General features: G+C 65.2%; 17 protein-coding genes. 10 read left to right on the forward strand and 7 right to left on the reverse strand.

Translation table 11 applies throughout. From position 1 onward, the window contains the following. Window positions 1-31: 31 nt before the first annotated feature. From HAP40_RS05070 to HAP40_RS05080, 3 genes are all read left to right on the forward strand, one after another. On the forward strand, window positions 32-904 hold the full coding sequence (locus HAP40_RS05070) for a TonB family protein (protein ID WP_166818821.1): 873 nt from the start codon (window positions 32-34) through the stop codon (window positions 902-904). Between the two features lie 100 nt (window positions 905-1,004). Then, entirely contained in the window at window positions 1,005-1,715 is a 711-nt protein-coding gene (locus tag HAP40_RS05075; protein WP_166818820.1) for a RibD family protein, read from the forward strand. Between the two features lie 8 nt (window positions 1,716-1,723). Continuing rightward, window positions 1,724-2,995, forward strand: coding sequence for a flavin monoamine oxidase family protein (locus HAP40_RS05080; RefSeq protein ID WP_166818819.1), 1,272 nt, complete (start codon window positions 1,724-1,726; stop codon window positions 2,993-2,995). 34 nt (window positions 2,996-3,029) lie between these two features. Here the strand turns inward: HAP40_RS05080 and HAP40_RS05085 are convergent, their stop codons facing one another. From HAP40_RS05085 to HAP40_RS05095, 3 genes are all read right to left on the reverse strand, one after another. Then, window positions 3,030-3,350, reverse strand: a complete 321-nt coding sequence (locus HAP40_RS05085; protein WP_166818818.1) for a hypothetical protein — start codon at window positions 3,348-3,350, stop codon at window positions 3,030-3,032. Between the two features lie 272 nt (window positions 3,351-3,622). Beyond that, window positions 3,623-5,479, reverse strand: coding sequence for a sensor histidine kinase (locus tag HAP40_RS05090; RefSeq protein WP_166818817.1), 1,857 nt, complete (start codon window positions 5,477-5,479; stop codon window positions 3,623-3,625). Between the two features lie 122 nt (window positions 5,480-5,601). Next, window positions 5,602-6,180, reverse strand: coding sequence for a hypothetical protein (locus HAP40_RS05095; protein ID WP_166818816.1), 579 nt, complete (start codon window positions 6,178-6,180; stop codon window positions 5,602-5,604). A 25-nt stretch (window positions 6,181-6,205) separates the two neighbouring features. Between HAP40_RS05095 and HAP40_RS05100 the strand changes: the two genes are divergently transcribed. Further along, on the forward strand, window positions 6,206-6,379 hold the full coding sequence (locus tag HAP40_RS05100) for a hypothetical protein (protein ID WP_166818815.1): 174 nt from the start codon (window positions 6,206-6,208) through the stop codon (window positions 6,377-6,379). Here the strand turns inward: HAP40_RS05100 and HAP40_RS05105 are convergent. The 3 genes from HAP40_RS05105 to HAP40_RS05115 form a co-directional block, all read right to left on the reverse strand. Further along, window positions 6,376-7,689, reverse strand: a complete 1,314-nt coding sequence (locus HAP40_RS05105) for a tetratricopeptide repeat protein (RefSeq protein WP_166818814.1) — start codon at window positions 7,687-7,689, stop codon at window positions 6,376-6,378. The genes HAP40_RS05100 and HAP40_RS05105 overlap by 4 nt on opposite strands. Window positions 7,690-7,705: 16 nt before the next feature. Continuing rightward, window positions 7,706-8,716 (reverse strand): aldo/keto reductase, encoded by a 1,011-nt coding sequence (locus HAP40_RS05110; protein WP_166818813.1) that lies wholly within the window; start codon window positions 8,714-8,716, stop codon window positions 7,706-7,708. A 304-nt stretch (window positions 8,717-9,020) separates the two neighbouring features. After that, the gene (locus HAP40_RS05115) at window positions 9,021-9,446 is read right to left on the reverse strand and encodes a PaaI family thioesterase (protein WP_166818812.1); all 426 of its coding nucleotides are present in this window, start codon (window positions 9,444-9,446) and stop codon (window positions 9,021-9,023) included. 60 nt (window positions 9,447-9,506) lie between these two features. Here HAP40_RS05115 and HAP40_RS05120 point away from each other — a divergent pair, with 60 nt between their 5' ends. Both HAP40_RS05120 and HAP40_RS05125 read left to right on the forward strand, forming a co-directional pair. Next, entirely contained in the window at window positions 9,507-10,136 is a 630-nt protein-coding gene (locus HAP40_RS05120; RefSeq protein WP_414645391.1) for an NUDIX hydrolase, read from the forward strand. A gap of 55 nt (window positions 10,137-10,191) precedes the next feature. After that, window positions 10,192-11,406, forward strand: coding sequence for a hypothetical protein (locus HAP40_RS05125; protein ID WP_166818810.1), 1,215 nt, complete (start codon window positions 10,192-10,194; stop codon window positions 11,404-11,406). Window positions 11,407-11,565: 159 nt separating this feature from the next. On the opposite strand, the gene HAP40_RS05130 is transcribed toward HAP40_RS05125, so the two are convergent. Continuing rightward, the gene (locus tag HAP40_RS05130) at window positions 11,566-11,871 is read right to left on the reverse strand and encodes a hypothetical protein (protein WP_166818809.1); all 306 of its coding nucleotides are present in this window, start codon (window positions 11,869-11,871) and stop codon (window positions 11,566-11,568) included. 194 nt (window positions 11,872-12,065) lie between these two features. Here HAP40_RS05130 and HAP40_RS05135 point away from each other — a divergent pair, with 194 nt between their 5' ends. The 4 genes from HAP40_RS05135 to HAP40_RS05150 all read left to right on the forward strand — a co-directional run bounded on the left by HAP40_RS05135 (window position 12,066) and on the right by HAP40_RS05150 (window position 16,322). Continuing rightward, complete coding sequence (locus tag HAP40_RS05135) at window positions 12,066-12,545, forward strand: hypothetical protein (RefSeq protein ID WP_166818808.1); 480 nt, start codon at window positions 12,066-12,068, stop codon at window positions 12,543-12,545. Window positions 12,546-12,693: 148 nt separating this feature from the next. Then, on the forward strand, window positions 12,694-13,641 hold the full coding sequence (locus tag HAP40_RS05140; RefSeq protein ID WP_166818807.1) for a TAXI family TRAP transporter solute-binding subunit: 948 nt from the start codon (window positions 12,694-12,696) through the stop codon (window positions 13,639-13,641). A 192-nt stretch (window positions 13,642-13,833) separates the two neighbouring features. Further along, window positions 13,834-15,948, forward strand: coding sequence for a TRAP transporter permease (locus HAP40_RS05145; protein ID WP_166818806.1), 2,115 nt, complete (start codon window positions 13,834-13,836; stop codon window positions 15,946-15,948). Further along, entirely contained in the window at window positions 15,909-16,322 is a 414-nt protein-coding gene (locus HAP40_RS05150; protein WP_166818805.1) for a DUF1850 domain-containing protein, read from the forward strand. Before HAP40_RS05145 ends, HAP40_RS05150 begins: the two co-directional genes overlap by 40 nt. Window positions 16,323-16,352: the final 30 nt, after the last annotated feature.

Raw genomic sequence — 16,352 nt, forward strand, 5'->3', positions numbered from 1 at the left:
CATGGGCCTGAGGGACGTTTTCGACGGTCGCATGATCGGGGTCATCATGCGCGTGCGGAGCAGCCGCCGAAGGAGGCGCGGTCGTGCCGCCGCAATCCCGGGGGCCGTCTCGCTGCCGGCCCTGCTTCTGGTTTCGGCCGCTGCTGCCGAGGAGGGCACATATCGCGAGCGCCTGTCGAGCCATATCGCGAGGTTTCCCTATTATCCGGATGCCGTAGCCGACCTGACCATTTCTGGAACGACCTATGTTCGCTTCAGAGTGAGCAGGGATGGACGGTTGCTCGGAAGCGACGTCAAGCAGAGCTCGGGAGACGACGACCTGGACAGAGCTGCGCTCGACGCCGTCGAGCGGAGCCAGCCGTTTCCAGCCGTTCCGCCGGAAATTCCCGACGCCAAGCTCGAATTCATCGTTCCGTTCGTCTTCAAGGACAGGACGGGCTTGGTGACATCGGTGACGGGAGATCTGCACCTTGCGGCGCGCATGACCGGAATGTGCGGATCGACGGCCGGCGGGATGGAGTTTTCCTGCAGGTTCGCCGCCTACTATCTGAGCAAGGCCGGCACCTCCTATTTTCGCATGCCGCTTGCCGGCTTCCGTTTCGGGCGTGAGCTCTGGTTCGCGGGATCGGCGGTTGCGATCACCGGCATGTCCTATCAGCTGACCGTCGATCGCGTGATCTTGCGAGGCCTGGCGGGGCAGGATGAAAATCCCGAGCCATCGATCAAGCCGGCGATAGGCAGCTGCGCGCAGATCGGAAACTTCACGCGGCGCAAGGTGTCCACGATCTCATGCGAGGCAACCGACGAAGCGGGCAACAAGTATACCGCGAATTTCGCGACGGATGGCTCCGCCGTAAAGGTCATGCGGGATACCGACGAGCGGCAGCTCGTTCCGGCAAAGTGACCGGTCCGTCGCGCGGCGATCTCGATCGCACATGAGTTCACACTATATTCGGACTGACCGGCCATTCCCGTTTCGTTGATATCCGAGCTTGGAGCTCCACATGAAGCCCTACGTGATCTGCCTGATGCACTCCAGCCTCGACGGCCGTACACATCCCAGCCGCTGGCGTCCGAAGGGCGCGGGCACGGATTGGTTCGAGAAGATCCACGACGAGCTTGGCGGGGATGCCTGGGTGATCGGCCGCGTCACCGGCTCGGAATTCGCCAAGGGCAAGCCCTACCCCGAGACGCCGGGCGAAAAACTTCAGCGCGAGAACTGGTTCGCGCGACGCGACGCGAAAACCTACGGCGTCGTGCTCGATGCCCGGGGCAAGATCGGCTGGGGCCGCTCCGACATCGGCGGCGATCCGATCGTCGTGGTGCTGACGGAGAGCGTGCCGGATTCGCATCTCGCGGGGCTCCGCGGCGAAGGCGTGTCCTACATCTTCGCCGGCAAGACCGAGATCGATCTGGCGCTGACAGTCGACATCCTCAATCGTGAGCTCGGCGTGAAGCGCCTGCTGGTGGAGGGCGGCGGCGTCGCCAATGGCGCATTCCTGCGCGCCGGCCTCATCGACGAATTCAATCTGATCCTCAGCCCCGCGATCGACGGCGCGACGGGCGCCCCCTTCGTGTTCGATTCGACGGAGGCGGACAGCGACAAGCGTGCACCCATCGCGGCGATGACGCTGGAGAGCATGCGCCAGCTCGGCGGCGGCGTCCTGCTGCTGCGCTATCTGATCCAGAACGATCCGCAAGCGGCGGCCAAGTAAGCGCCGTCATGTCACAACAATCGGAGCACATCGTCATCGTCGGCGCCGGCGCCGCCGGGCTGATGGCGGCGCGCGAGCTGGCGCGCGCGGGCCGGCGCGTGACCATCCTGGAGGCGCGCGAGCGCTGCGGGGGGCGTATCCATCCGCTGCCGGCATCGCAATTCGGCTATCCCGCCGATGGCGGCGCCGAGTTCGTCCATGGCGAGGCGCCGGTCACGCGGGCCCTGCTGCGCGAAGCCGGGCTGTCTCTTCAGGAGATCGAAGGCACGCAGTGGAGCTTTGACGGCGCAGGCCTGTCGCGTGCAGGCCGGCACGACCCGCATGAGGCCGAGTTGCACGCTGTGCTCCGGGACCTGAAGGACGATCTCGCCGTCGCCGACTTCCTGCGCCGCCATTTTGCCGGCGAGGAGTATGCGCGGCTGCGGTATTCGATCGGGCGCATGGTCGAGGGCTATGATGCGGCAGACCCCGAGCGCGCCTCGACGCTGGCGCTGCGCGAGGAATGGATGGATGGCGGCCACGCGCCGCAGGCGCGCATCAAGGGTGGCTATGGCGCGCTGATCGATTTTCTCGCCGCCGAATGCCGCGCCGGCGGCGTTGCGATCCGGCTCGGTTGTGCCGTAACGGCGATTGAGGAATCGGGCGGCGCCGCGGCGGTCCGCTGCGCCGGCGGCGATGGGCTTGCCTGCGACCGCGTCGTCCTCACTGTGCCGCTGCCGCTGCTGCGCGAGATCGCGCTGCCGGCGAACGCAAGCGCGAGGGCCGCGGCGGCCGACGACATCGGCTTCGGCAACGTCATCAAGATCCTGCTGCGCTTCGCGCGGCCATGGTGGCGCGACCATCGCGACGACCTGGGGAACATGACCTTCCTGCTGTCGGACGAAGCGATTCCGGTGTGGTGGACGCGATATCCAGATCAGCATCCGCTGCTCACCGGATGGTTCGGCGGCCCACGGACGGCGGAGTTGTCGCATCTCGATCCGCAAGGGCTGATCGAGGCCGGGCTCGATTCGCTCGCCGCCATCTTCAAGCTGCGAGCTGCCGAGATCGCGCGCGAACTCGTCGCGTCGGCCGCGACCAATTGGGCGCACGATCCCTTCGCCCGCGGCGCCTATTCCTGGGCGACACCACGGACGCGGCAGGCGCAGGCAATCCTTACGCGCGCCGACGGCGCGGTGCTGTTTTCCGGCGAAGCGCTCTATCGCGGCCGTGACATGGGTACGGTCGAGGCGGCGCTGGCGAGCGGGCTCGAGACGGCGGGGATGATCCTGCGGCGATAAGAAAGAAGGCCCGCATCTCTGCGGGCCTCTTGTCTCACCAGCGTCCGCCGCCGAAGCTGAACGTCACGCCGGGACCGCCGCCGTAATATCCATACGGGCCGCCGCCGTAATAGCCGTGGTGGCGCGGGTAATAGCCGTAGCTGCGATAATGCGGGCGATAATGGCCGTGGTGGTGATGTCGCCAGTGGTGATGGTGCCGATGACCATGATGGTGGTGCCTGTGCTGCGCACTGATGTCGGTCGATCCGCTTCCTTGCGTGGTCTGCTTCGCACCTGAACGATCGGCCGCGTTTGCCGCCGATCCGCCGGCAATCGCCGCAGCGCCGAGGGCCATCGCGACAAAGAGATACTTCATGTCATCACTCCAGTTGAATGTCGTGTGACAACAGATGAGTATCCGGCGCGTTCCGGCTAGTCGCAGGCGTCGAAACGACGCAGCGTGCGACACCTCGTGAGCGATCGCATTAACCAGATTTGTTGTTGCATGGAACGCGCGGCCGCATCGCCGCCATCACTCCGCCGCGAATGAGGCGGCGACGAATCGCTCGCCGTGATCTTCGCGACGCTGGAGAAAGCGTTCACGTGAAGGTCCGATATCGCGACCTCGCTGGCCTCCGCGATATGCAGCTATCGTTGCGCCGCCAGCGGCAGGCTGACGTGGAAGACGGCGCCCCCTGACGGTACGTTTTCGGCCCAGATGCGCCCGCCATGTGCCTCGACGATGGTATGCGCGATCGAGAGGCCGATGCCCATGCCTTGCGCCTTGGTCGTGAAAAACGGCTTGAAGATCTCGGTCATCTTTTCGGCGAGGACGCCGTCGCCTGTATCGGCGATGGAGACCAGGGCTTGATTGCCGTCGACGAGGCTGGTTCGACCGACGACATGGCGCCGATCGTCCGGAAGATGCGCCACCGCATCCATGGCGTTCACGACCAGATTCAGGATGGCTTGCTGCAATTGAATCTTGTCGGCTTTCACACGGATGTTCGCGGGCGACGGCTCGGTTGCGAGTTCGACATCATGGGTCAGGGCCTGCACGGAGAGGAATCGAAACACCTCGCCGACTGTCGCATTGAGGTCGAGCTCGCGCCGTTCGGCCGGGTCTCGCTTCAGAAACGAGCGCAGCCGGTGGATGACCTCGGCTGCCCGCTGATCGTCGCGGCGGATGTGGTCCAATATCTCGCTGATCTCGCCAAGGTCGGGAGCCGGATGTCGCAACACCTGCTGGGCCGCCTCGGCGTTGATCAGAATCGCGGCGAGCGGCTGGTTCAGCTCGTGGGCGATCGAGGCGGACATCTCTCCGACGGTCGCACGGCGGTTCAAGTGGGCGAGCTCAGACATGCGCTGGCGCGCCTCGATCTCGGCCAGGAAGCGCAGCCTGCGCTCGCGTAACAGAGCGGTGATCATCAACGCTTGTATCAGCACCACGCTCGCGACGATCGTGGAGTGCCAGTAATGCCGCTCCCAGAAGCTGGGCTCGCGGAACCGCACCTCGCTGCCTGCGGGCAGATTGGCTTCGTCGACGTTCCAGCGTTGCAGCTCCCGCCAGTCGAAGATCGGCTTCACGTTGTCCCCGCTGAAGGGCGGGATGCTCGACGGCGCTTCGCCGTCGAGGATCCGCATCGCCACTTCGCCGGCTTCCCGTCCGATGCTGTCAGGTAGTAGCAGGAAGCCGCCCACTCCCGACCGTCCGAGGAAGGTATCGGATGTGATGACGATCGGGCGGTTCGCGCTTTCGGCGACGCGTGCGAGCGCTGCAGCGGGGGAATAGTAGGTGCCTTCGCCGTCGGAATACATTGCCGAGGTCAGGATCGCAGAGCGGGCGGGCAGGGCGGCGACTTGCTTGCGGACCTCACGCAACGTTGCGTCGGACAGATCGGTGACCTCGAGACCGGGCATTGCGGCCGCGAAATCCTGCTTCCATTGGCCGTAGACCAGTGGATTCTTCCAGGCGCCACCGACGAGAACGACGTGGGTCAAGTCGGGAACGATCGCGCGCGCCGCAGTCAGGAGATGGGTGGGCCTCACCCTGGCGAAGATCGCCGTCGTGTCCGGCAGAAACAGCGCGCGCGTCTCGGGCAGATCGGGCACGAATCCGTAGACGACAGGAGCAGTGGGCCAAATCTCCTGCTTCCGCGTCTGAAGGAATTTCGCCGATGCAACGCCGATCGAAACGATGACGTCGATCTGGCGCTGCGCATATTTGGACTTGAGGTGGCCGACGAGGCTCTCTTCGTAGTCCGGTCCCGGGAAGCGGGCGAGATCGAGGCTCTCGCCGTAGATCACGGTGTGGATCTTGCCGTTCTGCTTCGCTGCAGCGCTGATGCCGGTGAAGATCTCCAGATAGAAGGGTGAGCGAAAATCAGCTTCCTCGAGCACGAGAATCGAGCGCTGCCGCGGTCCGTCTGCCCCTAAGCATTCGTGCGAGAGGATGACGAACAGGCAGACGATCAGGATGCGTGCGAGGCCGCTGAGGATGCGCATGCGTGCTGGCCCCGCCTCCGCTTGCAATCGGGCGCCTCGGTGAGGACGCACGAAAGAGCATACAAGGCCGACCTGGAGTTTCAACGGATGGATGCGCGCGCTCTTCGAGGCGCGGAAGGCGGTTACTTGAACGGGTCCTGGATCGACGGCGATGATTGCCGGATGCGGCGCACGCTCACCGGGGTGCCGTCGGAGACGAACAACAGCTCGTATTTGCGGCCCTCGCTGTCGGTGGCCGAGCAGGTGACGTCGTTCACCTTCCTGGCGGCGAAATTGCCGGTCTGGCGGCAGACACCCGTGGAGGTCTGCTCGGCCGGCACCGGCAGGCCGTCGACCTTCGGCCGGTGCTTGGAGTTGAGCAGCATGCGGTCGATCGGCAGCTCGTAGGAATTGTCGTCGGCGCGCTTGCCGTTCTCGCCGGAGAAGGAGACGACGTGATTAGCGTCGGCGGGATCGTCGACCGCGACCGCGAAATTGACCCGGCCCTTGTCGCCGTGGGCGTAGGCCACCGTCTTGCACGCCAAGGTCCGCCCGGCGATCTTCAGCGTCTTGCAATGGCCGGACATCAGCGCCAGCAGGTCAATGAAGTCGTTCTGCTGCGCCGGCGGATTGTTGACCGGGATGGGAGCAGAAGGCTCGGCAAAACAAGGACTTGCCAAGGCGAGTAGGGCAATACCGAGGACCGGCCAGCGGAGGCGCATCGGAAGGCTCACATGCCAGGGAACCATGGAAAAGTTCCGTTCGATAACCATCGAACCGCAAATTGGTTGCGATCCCGTTTGTTTTGCCGAACCCGACTGGAATACCATCGCGCCACCTCAAAGCGATCTGCCGAAAATCGCCCAGCCTCACCCGCCGTCACTTGCCGTCAGTCTGGTGTTTTTTTCGTGGCAGAGCTAGCCGGCCGCCGCCTGCCAGCGCGTATCGCGCAGGGACGGGCGGCGATGCAGGCGGGCGTCCAGCAGGGCGCGGGCGCGGGGCAGCCCGCCGCAGCGCATGAGGGCGACGATATAGGTGTCCTCGATCAACTCGCGCTGGGCGTGGCTGCCGCCGATGCGCACGACCTCGGCGAGAACCGGCGCGAGCGTCTGCACGCAGGCCGCGTAATCCTCATCCGCAAAGGCCAGAAGCGCGCGGCAGATCGCGGGCACCACCGGGCCGGCCGGCAGCTTGCCGTCCGCGAGTCGCTGTTCGATCACGGCGAGGCGCGCGGCAAGTGCCTCGCGATTTTGGGTTGCGGCAGCGAACAGCGCCATGTGGACGTCGGCGAAGGGCAGGCCGGATTTCGGGAATAGTTCTTGCGCGGCCGCGTCGGCCTCGCGCCAGAGCGGCGCGGGCACGGCGTGACCGTAGGCCGACAGGCGCCAGAGCAGCGAGGCGCCGTCGGTGACGACGTTGAGCGGCGGCGCCTGCGTGACGGACGGCTGGAGCACGTCGGCATAGATCGACAGCGCCCGCGCCGCATCGCCGTGCTCGAGTGCGCCGAGCGCCTGGTGCCAGCGGATGTGGCCATGCAAGATGCCGGCGCGGTCGTAAGAGGGGATCCAGTCGTCGACGAGACGATCGGCCTCCTCGATCGAGCCGTCCTCGAACATCGCATGCAGCACGGCATGCGCGGCATGGGCGTTGGCGCGGCGCAGATTGAAGCCGCGCTCGGTGACGCCGCGGCCGCGCGCGACATCGCCGTTCTCCGTCATCGCCCAGCCAGACATGGTGAGAAACCACCAGTCCTCGCCATAGTGCCGCGCGACGCGCTCGCACAGCTCATGTCGCGCGCGATCGTGATCGGCCATGCCGGAGAAGGCGAACAGGCCGAACGCGCCGAGCGGCAGCGACAGCACCAACGCATCGCGCGGCCAGCTCGCGACGTGCTCGCGCATCGCTGCAATCGCCTCGGGCAGCCGTCCCTCGATCGCCAGCGCCAGCGTCTCGACATGAGCGCGCTCGCGCTCCGTGCCGCGCCTGGCGACGAGCTCGCGCGCGACCGCCGCCTTGGCGCGCGCGAGATCGCCCTGCTGATAGAAGGCGTGCACGCGGGCACGGGCGATATGGGCCAGCGCAAAATCCGGGTCGGTCGCAATCGCGCGTTCCAGCGCTTCCGCCGTGCCGGTCCATCCCGCGAGCATGAGATCGACGCCCTCGCGATAGGCGGATGCCGCTTCGTGCGACGAGGTGGAGAGCGGAAGTCCGTAACGGTCTTCGAGCGTCATGGCCGTCTCCCCGTTCTCAAGCCGTCCGCGCGCGGCGTCCTTCGATCGGATAGGCCGGGTCGTTGTAGCCCGGCGTCGAGGGATGGCCCGGCACGACCAGGCGATCGATCAAGGCTTCGTCATCCGCAGTGAAGCGGTAGTTGAGCGCGCTGATGTAGTCGTCCCACTGCTCTTCCGTGCGGGGGCCGGCGATGATGGAGGTCACGAAGGCGGAGTTCAGCACCCAGGCGACCGCGAACTGGCCGGCGGTGATGCCCTTTTTCTCGGCGTGAGTCTTGATCTCCTGCGCGAGCTGGAGCGATTCCGGCCGCCATTCGGTCTGCATCATGCGGGTGTCGTTGCGACCCGCGCGCGTCTCCTTGTCCGGCGCGGCATCGGGCCTGTACTTGCCGGTGAGGACGCCGCGCGCGAGCGGACTGTAGGGCACGATGCCGAGGCCATAATAGGCGCAGGCCGGAAAATGCTCGACCTCCGGCATGCGGTTCATCGCGTTGTAATAGGGCTGGCTCACCGCGGGCCGGTCGATGCCGAGCCGGTCGCAGATGTTGCAGATCTCGGCGAGGCGCCAGGCGCGGTAATTGGAGACGCCGAAATAGCGCACCTTGCCGGCGCGGATCAAATCGCCCATCGCGCGTACCGTCTCCTCCAGCGGCGTCGCATGGTCTTCCTTGTGCAGATAGTAGATGTCGATGTGGTCGGTGCCGAGCCGCTTCAGGCTCTCGTCGGCGGCCTGCAACACCCAGCGCCGCGACAGCCCGCCGCGGTTGGGGTCGTTCCCCATGGGATTGGCGAGCTTCGTGGCGAGCACCCAGGCCTGGCGCTTGCCGCCAATGGCACGGCCGACGACCTCTTCCGATGCGCCCTTCGCATAGGCGTCCGCCGTGTCGATGAAATTGATCCCGGCATCGTGTGCCTTCGCGATGATCCGCCCGGAGCTGGCTTCATCGGTCGGCCCACCGAACATCATGGTGCCCAGACAAATCGGCGACACTTTCAGGCCGCTGCGGCCGAGCTGGCGGTATTGCATGGGCTGTCCTCGAGATTTTTGATTGCGACCAGCATAGCCGTCCGGTGCCGTCATTGCGAGCGCAGCGAAGCAATCCAGAGATGCGTCCGCGGAAAGATGCTGGATTGCTTTGCTGCCCTCGCAATGACGGGGGTGGGGGGCGCGTGCGCCTCATACTCGGTGTCATCGCCCGCGAAGGCGGGCGATCCAGTACTCCGAGACGGTTGCGATAGAGCCGAGAGGCTGCGGCGTACTTGATTCCCCGCCTACGCGGGGAATGACAGCGGTGGGTGTGGTTGGCTGCAGCGGCAGCCAGACAGAGCGCCTACCCCGGCCCTTTCAAAATCTTGAACACGCCATTCGCCATCACGATGCAGCGATCGTCCACCGTCACTTCGGTGCTCATGAAGATCAGGCTGCGCGTCGAGCGCACCACGCGCGGGCGGGAGATCAAGATGTCGCCGATCTGGCCGGCTTCGACGAAATGGGTATCGAGCTGCACCGTCGCCAAGTACTCCCTGCCGGAGACGTAGCGGGCGGTCATGCCGCAGGTGCGATCGGCGAAGGTCATCATCACGCCACCCTGGACCATGCCGCGGCGATTGTGGTGCTTGTCTTCGGTCGCAAGCGCGAACTCGTAATGGCCGTCGACCTTGCGCTCCCACAAGGGACCGATCAGATGCAGGAAGCCCGTGGTCTCCAGGATGGTCCAGCCGTCTGATTTGAGCCTTGCGGCGGCCTTGTTGGTCATCTCGTCCATTCCCGTGCATGCGATCTCGTTTCATCGAGGCCGGAGGTGGTGTAGTCAAGCATCATGAGACCGTTCGACGATGCCACACGGCGGAATATCGCGGCTGCCTGCGCCGCATTCGCGCGGCTGCCGGAGGAAGAAGCGCCGGCGGCATTGAAGCGGGCCGCGGTGGCGGTTGCGTTGACGGCAGCAGGCGAGGGCGACGACACCGCGTTGCTGCTCACGCTGCGCGCATCGCATCTGCGCGCCCATCGCGGCCAGTGGGCCTTGCCGGGCGGACGCTGCGACGCCGGCGAGACGCCGGTCGAGGCCGCGCTGCGCGAGCTCGACGAGGAGCTCAGCCTTCGCCTCACCAGCGCGGACGTGCTCGGCACGCTCGACGACTACCCGACCCGCTCGGGTTATCTGATCACGCCCGTCGTGGTCTGGGCCTCGAACAGCGCCGCGATCAGGCCGAACCCGGACGAGGTCGCCTCGGTCCATTGCATCGCGCTCGCCACGATCGAGCGCGAGGACGCTTTCGACTTCATCGCAATCCCCGAGAGCACGCGACGCGTGATCCGCTTCCATCACCAGATGAGCCTGATCCACGCGCCGACGGCGGCGCTGATCTACCAGTTCCGCGAGGTGCTGGCGGGGCGGCACACCCGCGTGACCGAGCTGGAACAGCCGGTTTTCGCCTGGAAATGACATGGTAAACGGCGCGTTAACGTGACGGTTACCGGATGCCTGCTAAGACGGCGTCATGCATCATTCGATTCGACATCGCCTTGCGCTGGTTCCACTCGCGCTCGTCCTGCTCGCGCCGGCCGCGCGCGGCGGCGAGGCCGACGCGTTGCCACCGGCCGTCCGCAATGCCAATGCCCAGCTGCTGTCGCAGTTTTTCGCGCAAGGCGGGGCCTCGCCCGCCGTGCTCGAATATCGCCGCAAGCTGGCGGAATATCAGGCGGCGCGCGCGGCCTTCGACGCCGAGGCCGGCGCCTATTGGAGCCAGATCTCCGAGAAGCGTCGTGGCCGCAACGCCAAGCGACGCAGCGGACAGCAGGTCACGATGGATGATTACGTGCTGGAGCATCCGCCGCTCTACAACGGGCCCAAGCGGCCGGTGAACCCGGAGCCGGAGGAAACGCCGGACCGCCCCGCCAAAAAGCCGATCCCCGTCGTGGCCGATTTCCTGCGCGCGGCGCAGGAGCTCTACCAGTTCACGCCGCAGCGCCCGGCCAGCGAGGTCGAGTTCAAGCGTGCTTATGCGCGCTACGCGCTGGCCAACGGCCTGACGCGCGAGCAGGCGGTGCGGGTCTATTCGTTCGAGACCGGCGGCACCGGCAGTTACGACGTGCAGGCGGGGATCGAGCACGGCGGCAAGCGCGCGATCTCGACCGCGATGGGTTACAACCAGCTCCTGACCACCAACAGCGTCGAGCTGCTGGCCGAGCAGGGCCATGAACTGATCCGTGCGCTTTCCGAGAAGGTGGCGCGGACCTCCGGGCCGGCGCGGCATGGGCTCGAGCACAAGCTCACTGTTCTCAAGAAGATGGTGGCCCACGCGAAGTCGGTGCCCGACACATGGTCCGAGCACGAGAAGATCGGCAACACCCCGCAGGGCTGGGCCATGCACGCGATGGTGCTCGACGTCGATATCGGCCCGATGCTGCAGACCCACAAGCTCCTGACCTCGGTGCTGTTCGCGCGCGCCAAGGGCTACACCCGCCCGCTCTCCGCGGCTGAGCTCGAGATGATGAACCTCACCGGCGATGGCACCGGTCTCGACATGGTCACGATGCCGCAAGCGATGCGCGAGCAGGTGCCGACCTCGAATTTCTTCCAGCGCGGCGGCTATGAGCGCAACCCGGTCGCGATTCGCCACAACACGGTGGCGAAGTTGCTCGCGGTGACGGATGAGCGCATGGACGTGAACAGCGGCAAACCCGGCGCGAAGGAGCTGGCGGGGGCGTTTTAGGAGCGCCCGCTTTTGCCGCGTCTTCCGCTGTCATGCCCCGGCTTGACCGGGGCATCCAGTACGCCGCGGCCTCTCCGCGTCCAATCGCCGTCTCTGGAATACTGGATCATCCGCCTTCGCGGGTGATGACACCGCGCATGTGCCGCCAGCTGGCGCCCCCTACTGATCTGGCCCGAACTTGAACTTGCCGTCGCCTTCGAGATAGGGGCCGGTGCGCATGTAGAGCTGACCGTTGTGGCCGATGAAGAACAGCGTGCCCTTCGGCACTTTCTTGGCGCCCTTGAGCAGCTCGCCGGCGTTGCTGGTGCCCATCTTGTAGGAATAGGTCTTGCCGTCCCTGTCATAGGCGTAGCCCATGTCGGATTTGAGCTCCCACGGCGTCGCTGCGGTCTGCGCCAATGCCGGCGCCGCAACGGCGCCGAGCGCGACTGCAATCGCAAATGTCTTGATTGAAAATGCCGTCATTCCCATCCTCCCGAGGTCGGGACATTCCAGGCTTGAACAAATCACGAACGGTATTTCAGGGTCAATTCGCGAAAGCGCCGCAGCGCATCACGTCCTGCCCAGCAGTTTGTGATTTTCCCTTCGTCCCCTCGCGACTATGTTCCGCTTTCCGTCTAGAACGCAACTCGACAAAATTATTGGCAGGGATGATTCGGATGCGCCATGTGATTAAATTTTGCTGGGCCGTTGCATTGTCGCTGACGGCGCTGTCGCCGGCCGCCTGGGCCGACGATTACCAGCTCAGCCACAACCAGCGCATTTCGTGCAGCCGCGGCCTCGCCCCCGGCAAGCTGAACACCGCGACCTGCAAGTCCTACACCTATCTGTTCAACACCAAGACCTCGGAATATTTCCGCTGCCAGGTCTCGCTGGCGCTGACCCGCGACAACAAGGAGGTCATCAACGTCCAGACCGACGGCGGCTGCACCAAGAGGCCGCGCATCTTCGAGACTGACGGCAAATACGATTTCGACGCCACCGAGACCGAGCCGCCGAACACCAACTCGTTCTTCGGCCCCGGCGGCTATTCGATCTGGGCCGCCGATGTCGGCGCGCAGAAGGTGCGCGGCTGCATCACGATCTCCTCCGGCCTCGGCTCCGACATCTCCAAGTGCCTGGACATGACGTTCCAGTGAGGGCGCTGCGCCACCTCGCCGCACCGTCCGGTTCCCGAAAATCCAGCCGGAACGGCCATTTACCGCAGTCCTGTTTTGCCTTTTGGATGGGTTGACCCGCTCCCCTCATCCGGCCAATTTCCCGGCCGGTTTGGGGAGTACAACAACCATGAAACGGACTTTCTTCGGCGTGGCCGCGGCTGTGGCTCTGGCGGCGTCGGTGCCTTGCGCACATGCGCAATCCTTCATCAACGTGCTGACCGGCGGCACTTCCGGCGTCTATTATCCGCTCGGGGTCGCGATCGGAAAGATCTACGGCGACAAGATTCCGAACGTGAAGACGCAGGTTCAGGCCACCAAGGCGTCGGTCGAGAACCTCATCCTGCTGCAGCAGGGCCGCGGCGAGCTGGCATTCACGCTGGGCGACTCGCTCAAAGCGGCCTGGGACGGCGAGGAAGAGGCGGGCTTCAAGACCAAGCTCGACAAGCTGCGCACGATCGGCGCGATCTATCCGAACTACATCCAGATCGTCGCGACCGCCGAGAGCGGTATCAAGACGCTCGCCGATCTCAAGGGCAAGAGCCTGTCGGTAGGTGCGCCGAAGTCGGGCACCGAGCTGAATTCCCGCGCGATCCTCGCGGCCGCCGGCATGAGCTACAAGGACCTCGGCAAGGTCGAATACCTGCCGTTCGCCGAATCGGTCGATCTCATGAAGAACCGGCAGCTCGCCGCGACCCTGCAATCGGCCGGCCTTGGCGTTGCCTCGCTGAAGGACCTGTCGACCTCGAGCCCGATCACGGTGGTGTCGGTGCCGAAGGAGACCGTCGACAAGATCGGCCCGCCCTTCATCTCCGCGATCATTCCGGCCAACACCTATACGGGTCAGGACAAGGATGTGCCGACGGCTGCCGTCGTGAACTACCTCGTGACCAGCTCGGCCGTGTCGGACGATCTCGCCTACCAGATGACCAAGCTGGTCTACGAGTCGTTGCCGGAGCTCGCCAATGCGCATGCAGCCGGCAAGGAGATCAAGCTCGAGGCGGCGGCCAATGGCAGCCCGGTTCCGCTGCACCCCGGCGCGATCCGCTATTACAAGGAAAAAGGGCTGATCAAGTAATTCTCTTCGACGTCATTCCGGGGCGGCTCGTCAGAGCCGAACCCGGAATCTCGCCATTCCGGGTTCGATGTTGCGCATCGCCCCGGAATGACGAAGAGGGAGTTTCGCAAATGCCCGGGAAATCCCGGGCATGACGTTTTTTGGACGCTGTGCCAACGCTAAAGGCGCATGGGCAGGCTGGGGACGAGTTAAATGCTGGAAAAGGCAGAGGGCACCGAAGCTGCGCCCATCAAGGTCGAGTTCGACAATTTCGAGCACGGCTTTCCCGAGGGCTTTGGTCCGGGCTGGTGGGGCCAGCTCGCCTACTGGATCGGCATCGCGTTTGCGACCTTCCAGCTCTATGTCGCCGCCTTCAACTATCTGCCGAGCCAGGTGGTGCGCGGCGTCCATGTCGGCTTCCTGGTCCTGCTCACCTTCGGCCTGATCGCCAACTTCACCGCGAAGGGCGCTTTCGGTCGCGCGCTCGGTTGGGTGATCGGCGGCGCGGGTTTCTTCTGCGGCCTCTACCAATGGATCTTCTACGCGGATCTGATCGCGCGTGACGGCGATCCGACGCGGCTTGATCTCGTGGTCGGCACGCTGCTCGCGGTGCTGATCTTCGAGGGCACGCGGCGGCTGATGGGTGCGGCGCTGCCGCTGATGTGCGGCGCGTGTCTGGTCTACTGGTTCTTCGGCCAATACCTGCCGTCGCCGCTCAACCATCGCGGCTATGATTTCGACCAGATCGTCACGCATCTGTCGTTCGGCACCGAAGGTTTTTACGGCGTGCCGATCTACGTCTCGGCGACCTACATCTTCCTGTTCATCCTGTTCGGCTCGTTCCTGGAGCGCGCCGGCATGATCCAGTTGTTCACCGATGTTTCTCTGGGGCTGTTTGGCAGGACCCGCGGCGGACCTGCCAAGGTCGCGGTGTTTGCCTCGGGCATGATGGGCACGATCTCCGGATCGGGCGTTGCCAACGTCGTCACCGTCGGCCAGTTCACGATTCCCCTGATGATCAGGTTCGGCTATCGCCGCGCGTTCGCCGCGGGCGTCGAGGCGACGGCCTCGATGGGCGGACAGATCATGCCGCCAGTGATGGGCGCGGTCGCCTTCATCATGGCCGAAACGCTCGGCGTCCAATATTCGGAGATCGTCAGGGCGGCGGCGATCCCTGCGATCCTCTATTTCGCCTCAGCCTTCTGGATGGTGCATCTGGAAGCCGGCAAGCACGGCCTTGTCGGCATGAAACGCTCGGAGATCCCCAACGCCTGGAAGGCCCTGGTGACGCGCTGGTACCTCGTGCTGCCGCTGGCGGCGCTGGTCTACATGCTGTTCGAAGGTTTTACGCCGCTCTATGCCGGCAGCATGGGCCTCGCTCTGACCGTGGCGCTGATCCTGGGCACCAGCATCACCGCCGGCGTGCCGGCGACGGTCGTCCGCTACATCTTCTGGATCGGCCTTGCGCTCGTCGTCGCCGCGCTGTCGCGGGACGGCCTGCAGATCGTGCCGGTCGCTTGCGTCGTGGTCGGGCTGATCGTGATCACCGCCTTCGTGCGCGGCGGCTTTGCGGCCTTGCGCGCCTGCCGCGATGCTTTGGCCGAGAGCGCGAAATCCGCCATCACGGTTGGCATGGCCTGCGCCATCGTCGGCGTCATCATCGGCATGATGTCGCAGACCGGTGTCGGCACCATTTTCGGCGGTTGGGTGATCGGGCTCGGCGAGAAGAGCCTGTTCCTGGCACTGGTCATGACCATGCTGCTGTCGATCCTGCTCGGTACCGGCATTCCGACCATCCCGACCTACATCATCACCGCTGCGCTTGCCGCGCCGGCGTTGGCAAAGCTGGGGGTACCGCTGATCGCGAGCCACATGTTCGCGTTCTACTACGGTATCATGGCCGATCTCTCGCCGCCCGTCGCGCTCGCGGCGCTTGCCGCGGCGCCGATCGCCAAGGAGAATCCGGACAAGATCGGCTGGGAGGCGATGCGCATCGCGCTTGCCGGTTATGTCATTCCCTTCATCTTCGTCTACTCGCCGGCCTTGATGCTGCAGGCCGGCGATCCCATGGCGGCCAAGCTAGGCTTCTACGGCGCGGTAGCCCTCGCGAGCTTCAAGGCGCTGGTTGCGATCGCGCTGTTCGGCATGGTCGCGATCGGCTTCCTGTTCACGCGGCTGACGCTGATCGAGCGCCTGATCGCGCTCGGCGCCGCGTTCTGCCTGCTCGGCGAATTCCCGTTCAGCGACACCGCGGGTTTTGTGCTCGCTGCGGCGCTGGCGCTGTGGCAATGGCGGCAGCGCCCGCCGGTGACTGTCGAGGCGGTGTGAGCCTCTGCCTCGCAACAGCCGGCAGCGTGAAAGCGCTCGCGCTGTCCGCCTTCACGCTGGTGTGGACGCATTCGATCGCGAAGGTCGATTGGCAGGAGGACTGGCGCGTCACGCGCGCCGGTCTCGAACTGGTGCAGGCCCGCGTCAAGGGCACCGGCCCCGGCATGGAGCCGCCGCCCGAGGCGCGGCTCGTTGGCGGCTGGTTTCAATGGCGGCCGAACCGCGCACCGATGCCGGAGGTCGTGCTCGGCAATTCCGGCGCGGCCGGCGAATGGCGGCTGTGCCATAATGGAAGCTGCCGCACGCTTTCGGAGATTGTCGGCCATCCCGTCGGTGCTAACGTCACCACGATGAAGGTTTGCGAAGATCCGTAGCCCGGATGAGCGCAGCGACATCCGGGAACA

It is taken from the genome of Bradyrhizobium sp. 1(2017) (assembly GCF_011602485.2).
Classification (GTDB): Bacteria; Pseudomonadota; Alphaproteobacteria; order Rhizobiales; family Xanthobacteraceae; genus Bradyrhizobium.

Coding starts and splice junctions, on each gene's coding strand:
- HAP40_RS05070 (WP_166818821.1), top strand. CDS start 32: ATGATCGGGGTCATCATGCGCGTGCGGAGCAGCCGCCGAAGGAGGCGC.
- HAP40_RS05075 (WP_166818820.1), top strand. CDS start 1,005: ATGAAGCCCTACGTGATCTGCCTGATGCACTCCAGCCTCGACGGCCGT.
- HAP40_RS05080 (WP_166818819.1), top strand. CDS start 1,724: ATGTCACAACAATCGGAGCACATCGTCATCGTCGGCGCCGGCGCCGCC.
- HAP40_RS05085 (WP_166818818.1), bottom strand. CDS start 3,350: ATGAAGTATCTCTTTGTCGCGATGGCCCTCGGCGCTGCGGCGATTGCC.
- HAP40_RS05090 (WP_166818817.1), bottom strand. CDS start 5,479: ATGCGCATCCTCAGCGGCCTCGCACGCATCCTGATCGTCTGCCTGTTC.
- HAP40_RS05095 (WP_166818816.1), bottom strand. CDS start 6,180: ATGCGCCTCCGCTGGCCGGTCCTCGGTATTGCCCTACTCGCCTTGGCA.
- HAP40_RS05100 (WP_166818815.1), top strand. CDS start 6,206: ATGGAAAAGTTCCGTTCGATAACCATCGAACCGCAAATTGGTTGCGAT.
- HAP40_RS05105 (WP_166818814.1), bottom strand. CDS start 7,689: ATGACGCTCGAAGACCGTTACGGACTTCCGCTCTCCACCTCGTCGCAC.
- HAP40_RS05110 (WP_166818813.1), bottom strand. CDS start 8,716: ATGCAATACCGCCAGCTCGGCCGCAGCGGCCTGAAAGTGTCGCCGATT.
- HAP40_RS05115 (WP_166818812.1), bottom strand. CDS start 9,446: ATGACCAACAAGGCCGCCGCAAGGCTCAAATCAGACGGCTGGACCATC.
- HAP40_RS05125 (WP_166818810.1), top strand. CDS start 10,192: ATGCATCATTCGATTCGACATCGCCTTGCGCTGGTTCCACTCGCGCTC.
- HAP40_RS05130 (WP_166818809.1), bottom strand. CDS start 11,871: ATGACGGCATTTTCAATCAAGACATTTGCGATTGCAGTCGCGCTCGGC.
- HAP40_RS05135 (WP_166818808.1), top strand. CDS start 12,066: ATGCGCCATGTGATTAAATTTTGCTGGGCCGTTGCATTGTCGCTGACG.
- HAP40_RS05140 (WP_166818807.1), top strand. CDS start 12,694: ATGAAACGGACTTTCTTCGGCGTGGCCGCGGCTGTGGCTCTGGCGGCG.
- HAP40_RS05145 (WP_166818806.1), top strand. CDS start 13,834: ATGCTGGAAAAGGCAGAGGGCACCGAAGCTGCGCCCATCAAGGTCGAG.
- HAP40_RS05150 (WP_166818805.1), top strand. CDS start 15,909: ATGGCGGCAGCGCCCGCCGGTGACTGTCGAGGCGGTGTGAGCCTCTGC.